Raw genomic sequence first — 16,216 nt, forward strand, 5'->3', positions numbered from 1 at the left:
CCAAGAGCGTATCTGCATGCCTGTCGAGAATCGTAACGTGCCATCGCGTTATGGCGATAGCCATGCTCTGATCACCGGGACGGTGGATGGGCCGCCTCTGGTCTGCCTGCACGCGATGCGAACTGGATCAGCGTTTCTTGTTTCGGAATTAAACCCTCTGCTGGAACGGTTTCGCGTGATTGCTCCGGACTTGCCAGGGCAGTCTGTCCGCGGTCCGCAAGTACGACTTTCCCTTAACGACGACTCCTATGCTCGCTGGCTGTTCGATGTGCTAGATGGTCTCGGGCTCGAAACGGTTTCGCTGTTTGGTGTGAGTTGGGGCGGATTCGTAGCTCGTCAATCCGCTACATTAGCTCCGGACCGGGTCGACAGCCTGGCCCTTTTAGTTCCCGCCGGGATTGTCCGGGGTTCTCATGTGACCGGGCTAATAAAGATGGCTTACCCAATGCTCCGCTACAGCGTACGCCGATCCGAGCCAAATTTGAAACGATGGCTTTCCTCGCTGTTTACGACTTGGGATGATCATTGGGCGGGTTTTACTAGAGATGCCGTGCGAGACATGCCTTTCGATCTTAGAATTCCCCCACTGGCATCTGATCAAGACTTGCAAAAACTTACCATGCCGGTTCTCGCCCTCGGTGCGGAAAACGACATTTGCTTTCCTGGTAAGCAGCTTGTGAACCGAATCTGTGACCAAGCCCCACATTGCCGAGGGGAAGTCATTCCCTGTCGATTACCCACAAGTCATTGGTCTGGTCCGAAGGCTTGCCAGCAGAGGGCGAAGTCGAGCATTCGCCGCGTGCCTCGCCAGATCACTTCGGCTCCCGGCGGACCGTCGCCTTCGCGGTGATTGTAGCCGCCAAGGGTCGCAAGGACCGGGATGAATTGTGACAGCTCAGGAGCTTGCTTTGGGGGAGCCGTCTTTTTCACCACTTTCCAGACCGACTTCCATTCCGCTTCGCTGAAGACGACATCACAGGGAAGCTCTGGACACTCGCGGCCTAAGAAGGTCACAAACATGATCCGCCATGCGATCACTTTGTAAAACATCAACGCGCGGATCAGTCGGTCTCTCGCTTCGAGTTGAATCTCTTCGACCCGGCAGCCAGTTTTGAAAACTCGAAAGAATACTTCGATTGGCCAACGAGCCACATACAAATCCACAATCCGCAGCGTCTGGGAAATCGTGTCGACCGGCAGAGAACTCAGTAACAGCCAGTCGACTTCGGTTCCGTCGCCTGGGCCATCGATCTCGCTCACCCAAACGACACTGATCTCGACCGGCGGCATCGAAGACTGCTTGTTGTGTGGCGCACGAAGAGTCATCCGCTTCGCTCGAATTTCTAACTTCGCAGTGCGTGCTTCACGGCCGGGGTGTTGTTTGTTTCCTGATCCTTTGGTTCGCTCGGGCGTTTGGGGAAGCTGGACTTCGCGGTAAGCGACCGGCTGGGCGGATGCGATTTCGGCACGCATTTTCTTATAAGCCGCAGGCCCGCCATCGGGGTCTTTCTCCGGCAACGAGCGTTTTCGCTGCGAGCGAATGACGAACTGAGCCGGTGTTTCATGCTGATCGGCTTCGACGAAAATGTCGTAGATGTCTCCTTCGCGATCGGCCAGCGAAACGATCTGAGTTTCAGGACATTTTCCGGCGATCTCGCAGGCCTTGCGGTAACCATCGAGCCATCGTTGCCCTTCGCCGGTGTGTAGGGGTTGGCCTTCTCGCTTCTTGCTGGTGCCGAGCGCTTCTTTGTCGCGATCGTAGAACTTAACACCGACCACCCCGAGACAAAGTTTCTCCGGCGTGAAGGCGATGTGGGAATGATCGTAAAGTCCACGGCGGCCTAAGCGATCGAGATTGCGGACGCCTTCGGGCGGATGCGCGGTGTAGTCCAGTTCGGTGGTATCTTGTGCGATGCAAACGGTGTCTTGGGCTTTGATTCGTTGGAGTGTCTTTTCAGCGTGAGCCCCGAGAATGGCTTCGGGATCGACGTTGGGGTTATCCAATAGACGGTAGGCGGCTTTGGTTTCGTCCCAGCCACTGCAAGCTTCGTTGATACTGGCCGAAGGGTTGGCCGCCAGCGAGGCGAGCAACGCTTCGGCTCGATCGTTGAGACGTTTGTCTCCAAGTTGAATATCTTGAAATTCGTATGCGATACTGGTCGGTTGCATGCTTTCACCTTGAGATTTCATTGTGCAAAATGAAATACTACAAGCGCAAATACCGTGCCAAAACGAGCTATTTTTGCGGCGACTTGTGGGTAATCAACAGGTCATTCCGGCGAGCAACCATTGCCCGCCAACAACTCCTGAATTTCGTCGCTGGCTGGCAGACAAAATCACAGCATTCTGCATAGAAACCGCATCGGATGCCCCCGAGGCGCCGAGTCGAGCGTTTTGACAATTGGGAACCACTCGCGGCGACCGGGGGATCCGTACCATCCAGCCTACTACTGACACTTATTGAGGTCCAAAACCATGCGTCCAAGCTTCGTATGTTTACTGGTCTTCGACATCGTCGCGGACATTGCTACCGAGTTGCCCGCTCAATCCCCCGCGCTGGAGGCGATCGCGCGTGAACGGTTCAATCAAGTGTTCGTCAAAGTCATCGTGCCCATTCCCCTCTCACACTCCTTGCCGGGACGGACCCTTCGTTGAGTCTTGGGTTGCCGAGCGGATCAAACAACTTGGGGAGTCCGAATACTTTGCTGTCACAGCCTGAGTGCCTGTTTGTGCTGGGCTGCTTGCGGACGATATCGTAGACAATCGCGTTCGTCTTAACGGAAAATACTCTACTGCCTCGGCGGCAGAGATGTTCCTGAACGGGAAAATTGTCGCTTGTCGGTTAGCGTAGGTGGGTTTACGCCAGCCGGTGGCGAGGCGCAAATCAGGCTGCGAGATGAACCAGGTAGTCGAGCAGGTTGCACTGTGCGGTTGCATACTGGCAAAGAATGAAATCGGATTAGGATCGAAGAAGGGCTCCGCTATGTGGCGGTCAGCATTGCGCCGCCACCTCAGGAGAGTTCCACGTCACGCGGCGATGCCAAGTAGTCATTACAAAGCGCTCGCCCGGCGCCGTCGATGACGCGGGGTGTGAGATCGGAGTCTTCCGTTCGTGCCCGGTTACGACAACCGCTACCCGACTGAGGAAATTAAGCTAGATCGACAAACCCGTGGGCGTCACCACTCTCTGATGTTGTCACGGAGCCGACCACTCGAACCAAACGGTTGGTCTACATTTGGGGCTGGTTGCCTGCCGTGATTCTTGGCGTCATGCCTGCGACGCCGGCAGAGATGCTCTCGGTCATCCTGGCGGTGGCCTTTGCCCTTCCCGTTTTCCTACCGCTGTAGGTATTGGCGTCCGACATTGACCGAATGTTGCGATGGATATTCATTGCTGTGTTGACGTTGACTTTTGTTTCCCTCGCCTCTGCAAATCGGTTCTCGCTCGGCCAATACCCGTGGTGATCGCCATTGTGTTCGCGATCACGAAAGTAGTGTTGAGCTACAAATGACTTCGTGTGTTTACGGCGCTCACTGTTTCGCATGTCATGGGCTGTTGCTCGGCCCGCTGGCCGTCATCATACTATCAGTTCCGTAAGTTCTGGTCGCCGACCGAAATCCTGCACCAAACAACGGGTAACCATCGTATGCAACGGAGCGGCGGTGGAAGTGTTTTACAAATGGTGGCTCAACTCCCGCCACCCGCTGATGCGTACCGTAGTTCAAAACATGATGAATGATCGACGTGACTTCCTCAGAAACAGTTTCGCTGCGGCGAGCGTTGCAACCTTGTCTACCTGTGCAAGCGGTCACGAACAGGAGTCGTCCGCAAAACCCTCCGATGTCGACGGGTATAGCTATCGATTGCCTAAGCTTAAACAAGGTTGCCGTTTACTTTTCCAGGGTGATTCCATTACCGACATGAAATGGGGACGCAACGAAAAAGATCGTAATCACTATCTTGGCCACAGCTACGTCTTTCTAATTGCCGCTCGACTTGGCGTTGACATGCCGAACGCCCAACTTGACATCTACAATCGTGGAATGAGTGGTCACAAGGTCGCTGATTTGCGTGGGCGTTGGAAGAAGGACGCGATCGACATGAAGCCCGATCTACTCAGCATCCTTATTGGCGTCAATGATGTTGGAAAAAATCTCGATGGGGTCGACGTCGAACGCTGGGAAGCTGACTATCGCTTCATTCTTAGCGCCAGCCGGGAAGCGAATCCAGATTTGAAGTTGGTCTTGCTCGATCCTTTTGTCTTGCCTTCCGGTCGGCTATCTAACAAAGATTCTTTCAAGAAATGGCGTGATCAGGTCGAACGACTGATCCCTATTGTCGGTCGGCTTTCTAAGGAATTCGATACCGTACACGTCAAGACCCAGGAAGTTTTCGACGCTGCTGCCCAAGCAGGATCACCTGACAACTGGATTTGGGACGGTGTTCATCCGCTGCCGCAAGGGCACGAACTAATCGCTCGCAGTTGGCTGCACGAAGTCAGTGCGAGATGGGGTTCGATGTAAAAAGGGAAGGTCGTCGTCTCTACTTGCACAAAACCGACAATGGATTTGTATCTAGCAGTTTACTGTCCACATCAGATATCTTGCAAAGCCATCGAATCCCCCATTCCACGAACTCAAAGCTGACGGCGCCTCGGTGGAGGGCTCATGTACTCAGCGCCTTCCCCCTACTGTTCTGGGCGGGGCTTTATTGCCGTGCATGCCTTTGGCGACGATGGTGGCGAGTCTAGGCCGCTCATCGCGAATGCCTATATTCTGTTCGCAACGATGGTCATTGGACTCGCGGTCCTTTCCGCCGCCTGACGACGGGAACTCATTGGAACGATAACGACGCTCTGCTGATTGCTGATTGCTGATTGCTGACTGCTGACTGCTGACTGCTGATCGCTGATCGCTGATCGCTGATCGCTGCGGTCGTCAATTGGCAGGTGCTTTCCTTTCCCGGTATTCTCATCGTACCGACTGCCGTCGTTTTCTTGTCCAGTTGATCGATGAGACGGCCGCGAGGTAAACAGCCAGGTCGTTAGCCAGCAACATAGGGCAATGTCACGCCACCGCAGAAATGAATAACAACAAAACGGGCAACCGACGCGATGAATCAGGCAGCAATTGAAATCAACGCGCAGCGTCGCCGCCGGGGTTGCGTTGGTCGTTCGCCGAACAAAGTGTTACTCGCGTCAGTGGACGCCACTGTGTCGTCGCGGACGTCCAGCCTCAGAAACCTTTGCGCATCTCTCCCCCCTAAACTCATCCGGCCTACCACTAGCAAATTCCCACCAGGGTTGTTAGTAGTTTGTGCTTGGGCAAATTAGCCGGCACGCTTTAGCCCGGCGTTGCCCAAGGTACCCGGACGCTAACGCGTCCGGGCTGATACCTCAAAATGAAACACTGCTTTGCCCTGAGATTCCCTTGACACGACGGCGGCTGACAAGTCTGGTGCTAGGTTTCGCGCTGTTTGCGTTGGCTTTCGGATTCCTATTTCCAATGGTCGGAATTCTGATGGCCGGGCCTGTGGTTAACACGCTCGCCAGCACCGTGACGATAGTTCTTTTCGGCAACCTAGCAGCTGCAGCCACGTATTCCGGTCTTTATGTCTTGGATGCTCAGGCCGATCAACAGAGCTCTGGCATTCGAAACCTCACACCTGCCGGTTGCTGTTTGGTGGCAGTCACGTTCAACGTAATGGCAGGTGTTGCGATTGGAACACCTGCTGAATACGCGGCGCCATTTTCTTCCCCCAGAACTGCTGCGCTCATCATCGGTCTGCCAGTCTTCCTTGCCGGTTGGTTCCTGCTTTCCCGCTTTGGCTTCCGGGTTTGGAAAACGAACTAAGATTGATTACAAGTTCATGGTTTCGTCCCTTCTGCCTACGAGCGTCGGTTTTGTCAGCGAGCCGCCCGATCTGCGCCACTAGCAAACGCAGCAATTCGCTGGCCAGGCACTTCCACGTCAGGCTTGAATCTTGGTAATCATCCTCGACGAAAAATCGAATTTGCCTTTACCGACGCGCTGCACAGATTAGTCACCCAAACGCTTGACCCACCAATCCCACGGAGATAGACTCCACCCATCGCAGGGTGTGCCGCTATGGGCATCCCCGACACAACATCATGATTCCGCAAAAGAGTTAACAATGCCACGCACCTCCCTGTCACTCGCTACCGTCTTGATCGTGGGCATGTCCGCGTCTCTGGTTCAAGCGCAGATGTTTAAAAATGCCATTTCGGGATCGACCCAGCAACTCAAGCGTACAGGTGGCAATGTGTCCAATTACGCCAAGCAAAGGTACGCACCACTGCCTCGCGAATCGTATTCCAAATTGGGTGGCCCGGGAGGATTGGTACCGGACAGTCGCTCCAGCCAGCAAAAGAAAAGCCAAGGCCTTCAATATGACAACAGTAGAACGGTAAAGAGAGGTAATTCGAACACGATTACTGCTGGCGAGCATGTCAAGCGAAAGTCCAGTTATGCTGCAACACTAACGCAGCCTAAGGCGCAGAACCAACCCCAAGCCCGACAACCAAGCGATGCCGAAGCGATCGCCGGTGCTATCGGCGGACTCATCGGCGGTTTCGCGCGTGCCGAACAGCAACGCCAGGCGTCCATGCAACAACAACAAAGGCAACAGCCGTGGGGACAACAACGTCCTCAGCAGCAGCAACAAGGATTCACCAACGGCTCCAACGGATACGGGCAGGTGCAAAGGCAGGGATACTCACAGCGTCAGAATCAAGGCCAGATGAGTCACAATGGGCAATCAACGCAGCGATATCAGGTGCAACGTCCGAATTACTCCAATCAGCAAAACTACTCGGGCCAACGAAGCTATTCCAACCAGCCAACGTACTCTGGGCAACAGAACCGTTCATCGCAGCAACCGAATCGTTACTATCGCTCGCGATGATGCTCGGTCGGGCGGTTGCATTGTTTGAATGTCACTTTGTTACCGAGAGACTCGAAGCCGCGGAGTGAAAGCATGGTGACGGGATTCTTTAATGGTAAACGGGCAGATCGGTGCGATACTCGATTGCCCTGCGACCTAAACGATTAGCTAACGTTTTATGCGCCAACTTGGTTAAAAATGCCAAAGACTTGCGTTGAGGATCATCGTACGGATGGTTGGCCAATCCCGGTCCCTGACAACAATTGCTTTCCGCGGGGCCACTCGCCACACTTTGCAACCAGGTTAAGCGGGTTAACGAACAGTCAGGCAAACGCTTTGGTGCGACCATCGACTGCGTGGAACGAGTTCGTTTGATCAAGTCACTCCTCACGAAGCCGGCTGCTCAAAATCGCCAATCCAAGCTTCTAGACGAGACCGTGCTTCTTCGCTAGTTGCTTCGCGGTGCTTTGGATACCGCGTCGCTGAACGAGCGACCGCAATCACGACGCCCCGAAACACCGATTTAGCTCTGCTACCTACCGAGCTACCGCTCGTCGCCGCGATTGGTGCGTCGGCTTGCTTCGGCGATCTTCTGCGCCATTTTGTCACAAGCGTTTGCTTTGGGGCGTTCGTCGTCGTTCTCAACCAAGCGAACTCGCTTGGACTTATCGCGGCACCCTACCGGCGCATCGGACTTCCCCAACTTCTACAGACCGACATGGCCCCTTGCCGCCTGGTCTATCGCACTGCGGCGTTCGAGCCCCCGCCGTCCACATCTCTTCGCGTTTGGCCAATTCCGACGGGACTGGGTTTCCTTCGTTTTGTGCGTGCGCTGGATCAGCAGACTCTCTGCCCACCAACGCCCGCTAAACAAACCACCCTATGGAGTCGAGTTCGCGCATAACCGCCAATCGCTTCGCCAGCTCCCAAAACTCGACTTGTCTTGGGTCATACCGCTCGTTGCGGGCCCAACGCGGAGGTAAAAACGCTATACTTATCGCGTTGTTTGATTCTCCAAACGGGGAGCTGATCAAATAGGAGCGATCGACGCCGTGGCGGGCAAGTGCACGATCGATCTTTTGTTTCCCATTCATTGCCCCGGAAGATCTTGAGTTCTATTGAATACGCGATTGATCGCGACTGACGAAGCGGGCTACGGGCCACAACTGGGCCCCTTGGTGATCGCAGCGACTGCCTGGGATGTTTTGGATACCGAAGATCCAGCGGCGTTATTTGATCGTCTCGAGCAAGGTTTTGAGCTGCCGTCGCTCGGTCGGATTCGGATCGGCGACTCCAAAAAATTATTCGCTCCTGGGAAGGTGAAAAGGCTGAAGACGCTTGAAGCCGCCATGCTCAGTATCGCCGCGATCGCTTCGCCACGGCCGCCTCACAATCTGTCGCAGTGGTTGCGTCTGCTTTCCCCCAACGCGACAAAGACTCTCGCCAAATCGCGGTGGTTTGCCGATCTAAGCGAGGCGTTTCCAATCGATCTCGGTTCGCCAGAGGATTGGAAATCGTTGCGTGCCGAAGTCGCCCAGCACTGGCAGACCGAGGGCCTTCAGTTCCGATCTGCCAGCGCCACAATCCTGCCAGCGGCAGAGTTTAACGCGATGTGTGATGCGGCGGGCAACAAAGCGACGTTATTGTCTGAACAAACCGTGGCTTTGGTGTTGCCTCAAATCATGGAGACCGACGCCAACGCGATCGAGGTCTTTAGCGACAAACACGGAGGCCGCGCCTATTACGGCGGGCTACTGCAACACTTCTTCCCCGACGCTCAGGTCACGGTCGAGGTCGAAGGACGACTGGCGAGTCGATATCGGATCCAGCTGGGCGAGCGTACGATCCGTTGGCACTTCACCGCCAAAGGAGATTCGTTTGCACCGGTCGCGTTGGCATCGATGGTCGCCAAATATACTCGCGAACGATTAATGGACGTCTTTAACGCCTATTGGCAAGCCCAGGTTCCCGGGTTGCGTCCCACGGCGGGATACCCCGGCGATGCGCGGCGTTTTGTCAACGAAATCGGCGACGCAGTTGCCAAGCAAGAACTGGCGGTTCACGAATTGGTGCGGCAGCGCTGATGCAGCGTCAGCAACGACAGTTCCGGAGGACAGCGGAACCGTTGCATGTGGGTGCCGAACAGACCACGTGTGACGTGCATCGTCGTCGGTGGCAGATCGAACTCGCCCGATGCGAAGCGACTGCCGTATCGACTGGGCGACAACAGCGGGCCGATAAGCGGTAACCGGCCATGACCGCCATGCGTGTGACCAGCCAGCAACAGATGAACGCCATTGCGTCGGGCCCACGCGATCTGATCGGGAGAATGGCTGAGCACCAGTCGAAAACAATCTTCAGCCAGCGAATCGAACTTTGGAGCAGGGCCAAACCAAGGCAGCTCATTTCCGCCGATCGTGATCTCGGTGTCACGCAGCATTATCTGCTTGGTGAGACTTCCAAGATCGATCCACCCCAACGCTTCCATCCCTCGACGCACCTGGCGTGGGTCGGCGATCCGCGTGTCGTGATTACCGAGGATGAAATAGCAACCGCCCGGCGCAACGATGCTGCCAAAACAGTCGGCCAGCCAGTCGATACAGTGCGGTTTGTCGACGATATCGCCCGTCAAACAAACAATCTCCGGTTGCCACTGCATCAGTTGGTCAGCGACGAATTTGTAATACGACGGCAACATGTCCCCCGTCAAATGAACATCCGAAAGATGTGCCAGCCGCAGACCTTCCAGCGACGAAGGCAGACCGGCCACGGGAAACTCTTTTCGCTCGATCGCTAAATCGCTGATCTGATTCAACGGTATCGCAGCGTTTATTCGACACCGCATCGTTCCAAACGGCGGACTGGCAAGCTGTTCGCCGACCGCAACGTGGGTCACCTGACGCTGGATCTTCAACCAACCGATTCCAAAGATCGGGCGATAGATCAACCACGGAATTCCTAGCACAACGATCGCCGCGATGCAGATCCAGCCGTAGATCCGCAGCGGCACGGGCATCGCTTCGGGTGCAGGGTAGATGAAGACCAACAGTGGAAACAGAAAGCACTCGACGGCAACCGACCGCTCGATCAATTTGATCTGCCAACGAGCCAGCCCGGTCGCGTTGATCCGATTGTAAAACGTCAGATGCAGCCCAAAGTGGCCTACCAATAAAAGCATCCAATGCATGATTTGCAGGAACATAAGCAGACTGGGGGCGGCACGTGTGGGGGAGCATCGGTGGGCAATTCTAACGCCTGGCACACGATCTGGCAGCGCCCGCTTGCGAGTGCAGCGGGCGTTCGGTGCGGCCGCGATTCGGCGACGCGAAGCCGATAGATGAATTCACCCTGGGTATTGCCAAGGGCCACGATATTCGCGGCGCAACAATTGATTCGCTTGCTCGTCCCCAGGGATCGTTTCGGTTTTACCGTCCCAAGCGATACTGCGTCCCAGCTTCATCGACAACATTCCCAACAACGCAAGATTGGTTGCTTGGTGCCCGATTAAGGCATTGCAAGCCGGTTGTTTTCCCGACTCGATCGACTTTAGAAAGTCGGCCCATAACAATTTCATGTTATGGCCATCGGGTTCTTGAAGTTGAGCGTCTTGATGTTGGATCGGCTTCTTCGCATCCGACGGATAGAACGTCCAACCGTCGCGCCAGCCGACGTGCAACGTTCCTCGGTCGCCGTAAAAATAGCAACCGACGCTGTGTCGTTCGGGGCCATTGCCGGCAAACTTGCGATGTTCCCAAGTCGCAGAAAACGAATCGAATTGGTAGACCGCGATCTGGCTGTCGGGAGCATCGGTCGTTTGTTCGGTTGCGTTCAGCACCGCAGCGCCACGTACTGGGCGGCCACCAGTCGAATAGACGCTCTTAGGATAGGGTTCTTCCGACCACCACAACATTTGATCCAACCAATGAACGCCCCAGTCGCCGAGCGTTCCGTTGGCAAAGTCCAAGAAATGCCGGAACCCGCCTGGGTGAATTTTTCGATTGAAGGGACGCAGCGGTGCCGGTCCACAATACATGTCCCAGTCGAGCGTCTCGGGTGGCTCCGAATTGCGTGAGGGCTTCTCCACGCCCCCTTTGCTGTGGACGAACATGCGCACCGATCCAATCGTTCCCGCGTTACCCTCTTTTAAAAATTGGTTGGCCGATACGTGATGGGGGCCGATACGCCGGTGCAGCCCCACTTGGACGATCCGATCGGTCGCATCCGCCACATCGACCATCGCGCGGCTTTCACCGATCGTATGCCCCGTCGGTTTTTCGACGAAGACGTGGCAACCCTTTTCCAACGCGGCGATCGCGTTGAGCGCATGCCAATGATCGGGAGTCGCGATGACCACGATATCGATTTCTTCGCGATCCAACATCTCGCGGAAATCGCCATACACCTTGGCCTGGTCGCCACACAAGTCTTCGATCTCTTCGGCCGCAAGTTCTCGTTTGTCTTGATCGACATCGCAGATCGCCACGACTTTCACCTGCTGCGAAGCGATCGCTTCTCGCAGAATATTAGTCCCCCACCAGCCCGAGCCGATCAGAGCGGTTCGATACATCGGCGCCTTGCCGGCACCATGGATCGCCGGAGCGGAACAGAGTGCCCCGGCGGTTGCGGCAGAAGCAATGAACTTTCGGCGATCCAAGGACATCGGTGGTTCTCATCAACGGGGGAAAGGAGGCAATTTAGCGACAAAAAAGGAAGTGGTACTTGACGCTCCCCAATAATGGGAGTGTCGACGGCGACTGCTTCAGAACAGTCGACGTTTGGCTGGCGTGGAAAACGGCTTCGTCCCAATTGTAGGTCAACGATAGCCGGCAAAAAAGCGTCCCCTGTGCGGGGGGAGGACTCAGGAAATTGCAAAAAATATGCTATCCTCCCTTGCACGCCCCGTCTGCAGAGGGGTAGTATGTACATGTGTCGACGCCATTGTGTCTTACTTGTTGCACGCGCAAGAGGAGTTACCCAGCGGATTCGGGTGGTATTTTTCGCGTCCAATAGTGCGAGACCGTCCACATTGGTACTGCAAGTACAACCAGCGGCGGTATTTTGCAAAATGGGTCCGCAACACGCGATTCCACACCACGACGATTCAAATTTTTCCCGCGACGCAAATCAGTGCCTGCTTGTCTTGGCTGATTAATACTGCGATCGCATAACCGACTTTCCGAGACCGGAAACACAGCCGAACGCGACTCATCCAAAGCGTTCGCAGGAGCCAAGAATGAATATCCGATTGCTTATCGTTGATGACCACGAAGTTGTTCGATTGGGGTTGCGCAACCTTCTGACCGACGTCGAGGTGGAAATTGTGGGCGAAGCGGTCACTTCCGCCGAAGCTTTGGAATTCCTGACGAAGCAAACCCCCGACATCGTTCTCTTGGACATCCGGATGCCTGGCGGAGACGGCCTGGCGGCGTTGGGACGGATCAAATTGGATTATCCCGACCTTCCCGTTCTGTTGCTGTCGGCCTACGACAATCCAACCTACGTAGCCCGCGCCGTCGCTTTAGGGGCCGCAGGCTATCTGTTGAAGGATTGCGAACGGAGCAAATTGGTCGAAGCGATCCGATTGTGCGCCGGCGGCGGGTCGGCCTGGACACGAGACGAACTGCGTCGTGTTACCGGTGCATTGGCGACGCCACGAATCGCATCGGACATCGATGTTCCACTGACCCAGCGTGAAAGCGAAGTCCTGCGACAGATGGCGTTGGGATTGACCAACAAAGAGATCGCCAAAGCGCTCGATATCAGTTACGAGACGGTCAAAGAGCATGTCCAACACATCCTCCGCAAGGTGGGCGTCACCGACCGTACTCAAGCGGCTGTCTGGGCGGTCCGCAAGAACTTGGTTTAGTCGACCAGTTGGCGGCGTTGGGCAACGCGAATCGAATCGTTGCATCGCATGGCCATCTGGGCCATGCGATAGCCAACCGATGAACCAAACGGACGTTGTCCGACGTTCTTCTCTTCAATAGCGTCGGCCTCACTCTTGGCCGACAATCGCAGGCCACGCTCGCACGCGGCCGACGCGTTCGTTGCCCATCGTTTCTTGATGCGGCCCAAGCCCTTTTCTCGCGGCGGTGATTCCCAACCGCCAGGGCCTCGCGTTAGCGGACGGCCGCCTTGATGGAATCGAGCATCGGGTCGGAAGTCTCCGCGGCATTGTCGTTCCGCAATTCCAACGGCAAGGTGACAATAAAGGTACTACCGCGGCCCAACTCACTGGTGAACGTGACTTCTCCCCCGAGCAACTTGCACAGTTCTTTCACGATCGACAACCCCAATCCGGTGCCGGAGAACTCGCGAGTCAGTCCGTCGTTGTCGAGCACAACCTTGCTCTGCCGAAACTTTTCGAAGATCACCTTCTGGTCATCTTCCGGAATCCCAATTCCGGTATCGGTCACCATCAGCCGGAATCGATCGTTATCGGCGAGTTCGATCTTGGCGGTGATCAGGCCCCCTTCGGGCGTGAACTTGATCGCATTGCCCAGCAAATTTGTCAGGATCTGACCGATTTTATTCTGATCCTGCAGGACGCGTGGCAAATCGTCGTCGGCATCGATCGACAGGTCGATGTTTTTTTCGTTCGAAAGACTTCGGACCATGTCACACTGGGAACTGACGACCGAAACGATATCGAACCGCGACGGGCGCACCTCCATTTTCCCCGCCTCGACCTTTGCCAAGTCGAGGATATCGTTGATCATCTCCAACAGCACGCGACCACTCTTTTCGATGTTCGACGCGTAATTGCGTTGCTTGTCGGTCAACGTCTGCAGCCCCTTTAGAACATCTGAAAAACCGATGATGCTGTTCAACGGCGTTCGCAATTCATGGCTCATATTGGCCAGGAAATCGCTCTTCAGACGGTTCGCTTCATATAACTGCAGGTTCAATTGAGCCAATTGGTCTACGCGTTGATCCAGTTCGCGGTTGACTTCCCGCAATTGATCCTGGGTTTCGGTCAGGTGGCGAAGCATGCGATTGAACGCGTCGGCCAGTTCGTTGAATTCGTCCTCGGTATCGATCTCGGCCCGCAATTCGGTGTTACCTCGCGAGATCGAATCGCTGACGTCACGCAAGTGCTGCAGCGGATGCAGAACCAAATAACGCAGGATCATGTGCAACACCGCCAACGTGATTGCGATGATCAACATTGCCAAAGCCATCACGACGGCGCGGATCCAAGTGGCCGACGCTTCGGTCTCTTTATAGGGCATGCTGACGCGTACAGCCCGAAACGGCGTAGCGGCGACCAATTGTTCAGCGAACTCTTCGTTCGGCAGATCGCTGAAGAAATTGAAGTTCGGGCTGGTGTGGCATGTCATGCAGATCGGCTTGAAGAAGATCGGATCGTAGAAGATGTACCGATCGCCGACCGGACCGCGCTCTTCGAACAGCGGTTGCAGGGTCAGATGCATGAAGTTGTCGTTGTCGTCCAGTTCGCTTGCTTGCAGGAAATTGGGCCGGTTTTCGGTGTAGTGCCGCGTCAGATATTCGCGGTAGCGAACCTCTAGATCCTTCAATTTCGCCCGTTCTTCGGGATCGGTCGACACGATCGGTTCGCGAAGATCCTGCAGCGTCGGCCCTTCGTCCAACGCGATCACTTCGGCCGCGTGTTTCTTCTTTTTCAGCAGATAGACATCCAATTTGTCCAGCGTTTCCCAATCGCGTGCCAACAGTTTGTCCAACGATTCGTCATCGACCTTCTCCTTGCCGATGATCTGTTGACGTTGCTTCTTGACCGCATCGGTCATCATCACCCGCCAGTGCTCGCGCGCGAGGATGGTGTTGGCGTAGTCCTTGGCGCTCTGTTGAATCTTTTGCGAAACCAATCGCTGTGCGATGACTTCAACAATCGAAAACGCAAAGAACATCAGCAGCAGAAGCGCTGCGCCGAAGAACAGCAGACATTTCCGCTCCAGGCTCATCGACGAAAAGATGCCCGATAGCATTCGGAACATGACCGCACGGACCTCGAGGAATCAAAAGGTGCCCAAATTTAAGCTCCTTTTGTCGCACACAATCATTCCTTTGGCAATCGCAACACGCTGCCCCCTTCGTTGACCAACGGCGTCCCAACACCTTCGGCGAGATCGACGTTCGCCAGATAAGTCTGCGATTGCCCCTCGGTTCGCAATTGAGCGACGCCGTTGAGTTCGCACAACGAGGCGCCGATCGTGACACTGCTGCTTCCCCCAACGCTGATTCCGCTGCGGCCATTATGCCGCGACGCAATCCCAATCAATTGAACATCGTTCGCTTTGTCGTGCGCGTTGATCCCGTCGAGTCGGTAGCCGCGGATGGTCAGGTCGGTGATGATCACGTTTTCGACATCGTACATCGTGATTCCAACCGCTTCGCTCGTGATCTCCAACGCTTCGTCCAATGGACTCTTGCCAGCCGGCGGACGATAGAACATCCGCCCGTTCCAATGCGCCCAATGCCCCTCAGGCATCGAGACAAAGTTGCCGTCACGCGTGATAAACCGGGGCAACGCTCGGCCACCGAGCATCATCTGACCGTATCCCGGCCGCGGCGGGACGTAGCGGTACAGATCGCCGCTAACCACTTCCCATCCATCGCGACGCGGTGTCGTCGATCCATCCAACACCGCACCGTTGCCGACGATCCGAAACGGAAACATCGGCGTGCCGCTGTGTTTTGTTCCATTCAGGGAAATGCACTCGCGATACGGAACGCCAGTCTTTGTCAGCACGATCGAATCGCCAGCCTGTGCGACCAGCAGCGCCCGCATGATCGTGCGATACGGTCCAAAGCTAGCCGCTCCGGCGACCAATCCGCGATCGTTCTGATAATCACTGCCACTGACATTGTCGATCACCAGTTCCCGCGCCATCGCGAAGGGGGTCCAGCAGGCAATCGTTAACGCGAGCGTAAGTTTTAATAAGGGTGTTCGGAGAAGCATGATCAACATCGACCGTCGTTGTAATTTTCAATGAATCGTTTCTCGAGATCGTTGTCCCGATTCGCAGCCACCCTTCCTTTGGAAGCACTGGTTGCCATTGCCGCCGCGACTGGAAACGTCGACTAGCAATCGGCCCCGTCAGTTTGCAGCCGTGGGAAGCACCGGACAGTTTCCCCGCATTGCAGCAGCCGTAGGGCTGCGCAACGACTAGAGATCGGGATCCGCCCGCACTGCAACACTCCAAACGTAGCACGCCCCTGGGAACTGGTTGCGGGAAGCGATCAAGTAAATTTCCGGATAGGGCAACTTTGTAACGAAATCGCACACTTCAAGCGAGATTGGTCGCGGAAGTTCAGGGCTAGCACGGTTCC

The 16,216-nt window shown here is 55.5% G+C and carries 13 protein-coding genes; 7 read left to right on the forward strand and 6 right to left on the reverse strand.

The genetic code is table 11. From position 1 onward, the window contains the following. Positions 1-16: 16 nt before the first annotated feature. Complete coding sequence (locus EC9_RS27295) at positions 17-850, forward strand: alpha/beta fold hydrolase (RefSeq protein ID WP_391556724.1); 834 nt, start codon at positions 17-19, stop codon at positions 848-850. On the opposite strand, the gene EC9_RS12910 is transcribed toward EC9_RS27295, so the two are convergent. Next, positions 745-2,190 carry an IS4 family transposase gene (locus EC9_RS12910; protein WP_145345683.1) on the reverse strand — a complete coding sequence of 482 codons (1,446 nt, stop codon included), beginning with the start codon at positions 2,188-2,190 and terminating at the stop codon, positions 745-747. The two genes, EC9_RS27295 and EC9_RS12910, sit on opposite strands and share 106 nt — an antisense overlap. 285 nt (positions 2,191-2,475) lie before the next feature. On the opposite strand from EC9_RS12910, the gene EC9_RS12915 reads away from it, so the two are divergent. From EC9_RS12915 to EC9_RS12935, 5 genes are all read left to right on the forward strand, one after another. Next, positions 2,476-2,655: a hypothetical protein gene (locus EC9_RS12915; RefSeq protein WP_145345784.1), complete on the forward strand. Its 180-nt coding sequence runs from the start codon at positions 2,476-2,478 to the stop codon at positions 2,653-2,655. A 1,008-nt stretch (positions 2,656-3,663) separates the two neighbouring features. Continuing rightward, positions 3,664-4,524 carry an SGNH/GDSL hydrolase family protein gene (locus EC9_RS12920; RefSeq protein WP_218934777.1) on the forward strand — a complete coding sequence of 287 codons (861 nt, stop codon included), beginning with the start codon at positions 3,664-3,666 and terminating at the stop codon, positions 4,522-4,524. A gap of 981 nt (positions 4,525-5,505) precedes the next feature. Next, positions 5,506-5,853 carry a hypothetical protein gene (locus tag EC9_RS12925; RefSeq protein ID WP_145345788.1) on the forward strand — a complete coding sequence of 116 codons (348 nt, stop codon included), beginning with the start codon at positions 5,506-5,508 and terminating at the stop codon, positions 5,851-5,853. Positions 5,854-6,154: 301 nt separating this feature from the next. Beyond that, positions 6,155-6,925 carry a hypothetical protein gene (locus tag EC9_RS12930; protein WP_145345790.1) on the forward strand — a complete coding sequence of 257 codons (771 nt, stop codon included), beginning with the start codon at positions 6,155-6,157 and terminating at the stop codon, positions 6,923-6,925. A 1,097-nt stretch (positions 6,926-8,022) separates the two neighbouring features. Continuing rightward, positions 8,023-8,988 (forward strand): ribonuclease H family protein, encoded by a 966-nt coding sequence (locus tag EC9_RS12935; RefSeq protein ID WP_145345792.1) that lies wholly within the window; start codon positions 8,023-8,025, stop codon positions 8,986-8,988. On the opposite strand, the gene EC9_RS12940 is transcribed toward EC9_RS12935, so the two are convergent. Next, positions 8,964-10,082, reverse strand: a complete 1,119-nt coding sequence (locus EC9_RS12940) for a metallophosphoesterase (protein ID WP_246106103.1) — start codon at positions 10,080-10,082, stop codon at positions 8,964-8,966. The two genes, EC9_RS12935 and EC9_RS12940, sit on opposite strands and share 25 nt — an antisense overlap. Before the next feature lie 165 nt (positions 10,083-10,247). Further along, positions 10,248-11,564, reverse strand: coding sequence for a Gfo/Idh/MocA family protein (locus tag EC9_RS12945; RefSeq protein ID WP_246106104.1), 1,317 nt, complete (start codon positions 11,562-11,564; stop codon positions 10,248-10,250). A 573-nt stretch (positions 11,565-12,137) separates the two neighbouring features. Between EC9_RS12945 and EC9_RS12950 the strand changes: the two genes are divergently transcribed. Next, on the forward strand, positions 12,138-12,770 hold the full coding sequence (locus EC9_RS12950) for a response regulator (protein ID WP_145345796.1): 633 nt from the start codon (positions 12,138-12,140) through the stop codon (positions 12,768-12,770). Here EC9_RS12950 and EC9_RS12955 read toward each other — a convergent pair. The 3 genes from EC9_RS12955 to EC9_RS12965 all read right to left on the reverse strand — a co-directional run bounded on the left by EC9_RS12955 (position 12,767) and on the right by EC9_RS12965 (position 15,845). After that, positions 12,767-12,979 (reverse strand): hypothetical protein, encoded by a 213-nt coding sequence (locus EC9_RS12955; RefSeq protein WP_145345798.1) that lies wholly within the window; start codon positions 12,977-12,979, stop codon positions 12,767-12,769. The two genes, EC9_RS12950 and EC9_RS12955, sit on opposite strands and share 4 nt — an antisense overlap. Positions 12,980-13,023: 44 nt before the next feature. Then, a complete protein-coding gene (locus EC9_RS12960; protein ID WP_145345800.1) occupies positions 13,024-14,880 on the reverse strand; it encodes a sensor histidine kinase in 1,857 nt (618 codons plus the stop codon). A gap of 62 nt (positions 14,881-14,942) precedes the next feature. Then, positions 14,943-15,845, reverse strand: a complete 903-nt coding sequence (locus tag EC9_RS12965) for a hypothetical protein (protein WP_145345802.1) — start codon at positions 15,843-15,845, stop codon at positions 14,943-14,945. Positions 15,846-16,216 lie beyond the last annotated feature (371 nt).

The organism is Rosistilla ulvae (assembly GCF_007741475.1).
Taxonomy (GTDB): Bacteria; Planctomycetota; Planctomycetia; order Pirellulales; family Pirellulaceae; genus Rosistilla; species Rosistilla ulvae.

What these genes read in the sequence shown, in the direction of transcription:
- EC9_RS12965 (WP_145345802.1), bottom strand. Translation starts at nt 15,845, where the DNA reads ATGCTTCTCCGAACACCCTTATTAAAACTTACGCTCGCGTTAACGATT.
- EC9_RS12960 (WP_145345800.1), bottom strand. Translation starts at nt 14,880, where the DNA reads ATGTTCCGAATGCTATCGGGCATCTTTTCGTCGATGAGCCTGGAGCGG.
- EC9_RS27295 (WP_391556724.1), top strand. Translation starts at nt 17, where the DNA reads ATGCCTGTCGAGAATCGTAACGTGCCATCGCGTTATGGCGATAGCCAT.
- EC9_RS12945 (WP_246106104.1), bottom strand. Translation starts at nt 11,564, where the DNA reads ATGTCCTTGGATCGCCGAAAGTTCATTGCTTCTGCCGCAACCGCCGGG.
- EC9_RS12940 (WP_246106103.1), bottom strand. Translation starts at nt 10,082, where the DNA reads ATGCTTTTATTGGTAGGCCACTTTGGGCTGCATCTGACGTTTTACAAT.
- EC9_RS12930 (WP_145345790.1), top strand. Translation starts at nt 6,155, where the DNA reads ATGCCACGCACCTCCCTGTCACTCGCTACCGTCTTGATCGTGGGCATG.
- EC9_RS12925 (WP_145345788.1), top strand. Translation starts at nt 5,506, where the DNA reads ATGGTCGGAATTCTGATGGCCGGGCCTGTGGTTAACACGCTCGCCAGC.
- EC9_RS12950 (WP_145345796.1), top strand. Translation starts at nt 12,138, where the DNA reads ATGAATATCCGATTGCTTATCGTTGATGACCACGAAGTTGTTCGATTG.
- EC9_RS12910 (WP_145345683.1), bottom strand. Translation starts at nt 2,190, where the DNA reads ATGAAATCTCAAGGTGAAAGCATGCAACCGACCAGTATCGCATACGAA.
- EC9_RS12915 (WP_145345784.1), top strand. Translation starts at nt 2,476, where the DNA reads ATGCGTCCAAGCTTCGTATGTTTACTGGTCTTCGACATCGTCGCGGAC.